4 protein-coding genes are annotated in these 4,382 nt (G+C 71.5%); all 4 read left to right on the top strand.

Annotated elements, in window-relative coordinates; all coding sequences use genetic code 11:
- Positions 1-206 precede the first annotated feature (206 nt).
- The gene (locus tag ACFW2E_RS42335) at positions 207-1,268 is read left to right on the top strand and encodes an ATP-binding protein (protein ID WP_384476135.1); all 1,062 of its coding nucleotides are present in this window, start codon (positions 207-209) and stop codon (positions 1,266-1,268) included.
- Positions 1,265-3,064: a hypothetical protein gene (locus tag ACFW2E_RS42330; RefSeq protein ID WP_384476132.1), complete on the top strand. Its 1,800-nt coding sequence runs from the start codon at positions 1,265-1,267 to the stop codon at positions 3,062-3,064. Before ACFW2E_RS42335 ends, ACFW2E_RS42330 begins: the two co-directional genes overlap by 4 nt.
- Before the next feature lie 65 nt (positions 3,065-3,129).
- Positions 3,130-3,555 (top strand): OsmC family protein, encoded by a 426-nt coding sequence (locus ACFW2E_RS42325; RefSeq protein WP_384476129.1) that lies wholly within the window; start codon positions 3,130-3,132, stop codon positions 3,553-3,555.
- A gap of 128 nt (positions 3,556-3,683) precedes the next feature.
- A partial coding sequence (locus tag ACFW2E_RS42320) for an Hsp70 family protein (protein ID WP_384476126.1) occupies positions 3,684-4,382 on the top strand: 699 nt, incomplete at its 3' end.

Below are 4,382 nucleotides of genomic sequence, written 5' to 3'. Positions count from 1 at the left end.
GGCTCCGAGACGGTCCACCGCGCCGGGCGCCGGGGGGTGCGCGCGCCCCCGGGCCCCCCCATCCCGGACCGGGCGCAGCCCGTGGACGACCGCCGGGCCGCCTGAAAATCGGCTGCGCCAACACGGCCGTACCCACACACTGTTCGAGTCACAACACCGGCCGAAGCACCGGCAATCCACTCGAACACCCCCAAGGAGCTCCTGCTTTGCAGGCTGCCGTCACCGTCACTCCCGCCCGCATCCCCGAGCTGCTGCTCGGCCTGGCCACCGTCCGGCCCGTCTTCGTCTGGGGCGCCCCCGGCATCGGAAAGTCCTCCCTGGTGAGGGAGTTCGCCAAGTCGCTGGGCCTGGAGTGCGTGAGCCTGCTCGGCACCCAGCTCGCCCCCGAGGACCTCATCGGCGTCCCGCAGATCCGCGACGGGCGGTCGGTGTTCTGCCCGCCGGAGACCATCGCGCGCGACGAGCCGTACTGCCTGTTCCTGGACGAACTGAACGCGGCGACCCCGGACGTGCAGAAGGCGTTCTACTCGCTGATCCTCGACCGCCGTATCGGCAACTACGAACTCCCGCGGGGTTCGATCGTCATCGGTGCCGGCAACCGCGCCACCGACAACGCCCTCGCCCGGCCCATCGCCTCCGCCCTCGTCAACCGCCTCACCCATGTCCACCTGGAGGCCTCCGCGCACGACTGGCTGGCCTGGGCCGCGGACAACGGCATCCACCCGTGGATCCTGGACCATCTCACCGACCGGCCCGACCACTTGTGGTCCAAGCCGCCCAAGACCGAGGAGCCGTTCTCCACCCCGCGCTCCTGGCACATGCTCTCCGACGCCCTGCACTCCTTCGGCCGCGATCTCGACGAGGACACCCTGAAGGTCCTCGCCCACGGCACGGTCACGCCCGCCCACGCCACCGCCTTCTGCGGCTACGTCAAGATCGTCCGCAGTCGCTTCGGCATCGAGGCCATCCTCAAGGGCGACGCCGGCTGGCCGCACCGGCTGGAGGACCGCGACCTGCTCTACTACCTCGCCGAGTCCTTCCGTGGCCGCCTGATCAAGGAACTCCCCGCCGGCAAGGAGCACATGTCGGCCACCGGACGGCAGACCGCCCACCGCGCCAAGTCCCTGCTCATCCAGCTGGCCGAGATATCGGTCGAGGTCGCGCAGAGCGTCATCGCCTCCGACGCCGACGGCAACCCCGTCCTGCCCGCCTGGTTCCTGATCGAGGCCGCCCGCGACATGCCCCGCCTGGTGGAGGCGCGCCGATGAGCCGTGGCCGCGGCGCCAAGGCGCGGAAGAAGGACGCCGCGGCGGAGGCGTTCGCGGCCGGACTCATGATGATGCGGGCCAACTCCGCCCTGCGCGCCCTCGACTTCACGACATGCCGTCAGGAGAAGTGCGAGGCCACGCCCCATGACGGACTGCTCCGTGTCGACTCCGACGGCGTCGTCCACGCCCACCCCACCCGCCACGCCCAACCCGGCGAATGGGCCTGGGCCCTCGCCCACGGAGCCCTCCACCTCGGCTTCGGACACCTGCCCGCCGCGACCGGCGCACGCATCCAGCCGGACCGCTTCGACCTCGCCGCCCGCTGCACCGTCGTCAACCGCTTCCTCAGCACCTTCACCGTCGGCCGGGCCCCGGACCACCTGCCCGGCACATACCCCGACGGCGACGAGGAACGGCTCGCCGCACAGTGGCGCCGTACCGGCATCCCCGCCGCCTACGAGCGCTGCGGCACGGCCGGCGGCGAGCCCGACCAGCTCCTCGTGCCCTGGCGCAAGTGGGGCGGACGGACCCCCGACTGGCAGCTCGCCTTCGCACACGAGCTCACCAGCACCATGGCCACCGCGATGGAACTGGCCGGCGGCCGCCGCGACTCGATGTCCGGCGCCGCGACCCCGGTGCACCCCTGGGAGAAGGCCCTGCGTTGGTTCGTCTCCTCCTATCCGCTGCTCGGTGGCATCGCGGCCGGCATCAGGCTGGTCGCCGACGCCGGCCTGGCCCGCGCCCACGACATCTCCGTGGCCGCCGTCAACGCCGACGCGGGCGAGATCTACGTGAACCCACTGCGCACCATGGACGACGAGGAGTGGCGGTTCGTCCTCGCCCACGAGATGCTGCACGCCGCCCTGCGCCACGGCGACCGCTGCGGCACCCGCGACCACTACCTCTTCAACGTCGCCTGCGACTACGTCATCAACGGCTGGCTGAACGAGATGGGCGTCGGCACGATGCCGGAAGGTGCGCTCTTCGACCCGGAGCTGACCGGCCTGTCCGCCGAGGAGGTGTACGACCGGATCGCCGGGGACCTGCGCCGCATGCGCCGCCTGGCCACCCTGCGCGGCAAGGGCCTCGGCGACCTGCTCGGCGCCCCCCTCGGCCCGCCCGGCGACTACGCCGACCTGGACGAGTTCTACCGCCGCGGCCTGAGCCGGGGCCTGGACCTGCACCAGCAGCAGGAGCGCGGCTTCCTGCCCGGCGGCCTCGTCGAGGAGATCCGCGCGCTCAGCCACCCGCCGCTGCCCTGGGACGCCCGACTGGCCCGCTGGTTCGACGAGTTCGTCCCCCGCCCCGAGGCGGTACGCACGTACGCCCGCCCCTCCCGCCGCCAGGCCTCCACCCCCGGCATCCCGCGCGCGGGACGCCATTTCCCTCCCGAGGAGGTCGCCCGCTGCACCTTCGGCGTGGTCCTCGACACCTCGGGCTCCATGGACCGCACCCTGCTCGGCAAGGCACTGGGCGCGATCGCCTCCTACGCCGAGGCCCGCGACGTACCGGCCGCCCGGGTGGTCTTCTGCGACGCAGCCCCGCACGACGCCGGCTATCTGCCCGTCACCGAGATCGCCGGCCGGGTACGGGTGCACGGCCGCGGCGGCACGGTCCTGCAACCGGGGATCGACCTGCTGCACCGCGCGGACGACTTCCCGCCCGGCGCGCCGGTGCTGGTCATCACCGACGGCTGGTGCGACGTGCTGCGGGTCCGGCGCGAGCACGCCTATCTGATCCCGCAGGGCGGCCGGCTGCCGTTCACCCCGCGTGGGCCCGTCTTCAAGGTGCAGTGAGTCCGGATGTGATCGGATGGGACACGCAGAACCCGGAATGGGGATCCCACGCGAAAGGAACAACCGTGGCCACCACGCGCACCGCACACACCGTCTGGGAAGGCAACCTGATCGAGGGCAACGGTGTCGTCACCTTCGACTCCTCCGGCATCGGCCAGCAGCCGGTGTCGTGGCCGTCGCGCGCCGAGAAGGCGAACGGCAAGACCAGCCCCGAGGAGCTGATCGCCGCCGCCCACTCCAGCTGCTTCTCCATGGCGCTGTCGCACGGTCTGACCGGCGCCGGCACCCCGCCCACCAAGCTCGTCACCTCGGCCGACGTCACCTTCCAGCCGGGTGAGGGCATCACCGGCATCCACCTCACCGTCGAGGGCACCGTGCCCGGCCTGGACGAGGACGGGTTCGCCGCGGCCGCCGAGGACGCCAAGAAGAACTGCCCGGTCAGCCAGGCACTGACCGGCACCACCATCACCCTGTCGGCGAAGCTCGCCTGACCTCGCCCGCACCGGATGCCGCGTCCGCACCGGGCGCGGCATCGCCGTTCCGGGGTACCCGGCATTGACAACAGCCCGCTCAAGTTTTGTGCTGGAGTCTGGGAAGCGCCGGGCGGAAGGGGACGGACATGGCACGCGCTGTCGGTATCGATCTCGGGACTACGAACTCGGTGGTGGCCGTACTGGAGGGCGGCGAGCCCACCGTCGTCGCCAACGCCGAGGGGGCGAGGACCACACCGTCGGTCGTGGCCTTCGCCAAGAACGGCGAGGTGCTGGTCGGCGAGGTCGCCAAACGGCAGGCCGTGACGAACGTGGAGCGCACGGCACGGTCGGTCAAGCGCCACATGGGCGACGCGCACTGGCGCTTCCCCGACAGCGGCTCCGTCGACGGCACCCGCTACCGCGCCCAGGAGCTGTCGGCCAGGGTGCTGCAGAAGCTGAAGCGGGACGCGGAGGCCTACCTCGGCGAGGACGTCACCGACGCGGTGATCACCGTACCGGCGTACTTCGACGACTCCCAGCGACAGGCCACCAAGGAGGCCGGGGAGATCGCCGGCCTCAAGGTGCTCCGGATCATCAACGAACCGACGGCCGCCGCCCTCGCCTACGGTCTCGACCGCGGCGAGGAGCAGACCGTCCTCGTCTTCGACCTCGGCGGCGGCACCTTCGACGTCTCCCTCCTGGAGATCGGCGACGGCGTCATCGAGGTGAAGGCCACCAACGGCGACACCCACCTGGGCGGCGACGACTGGGACCAGCGGATCGTCGAACACCTGGCCAAGCGGTTCAAGGGGCAGTACCGGTGTCTTATAAAACAAAGACGCGTC

The organism is Streptomyces sp. NPDC058964 (genome assembly GCF_042741275.1).
In the GTDB taxonomy this organism is placed as follows: domain Bacteria; phylum Actinomycetota; class Actinomycetes; order Streptomycetales; family Streptomycetaceae; genus Streptomyces.
Note: the sequence above shows the minus strand (reverse complement) of the source record. Positions and strands in the feature narration are given on the sequence as shown.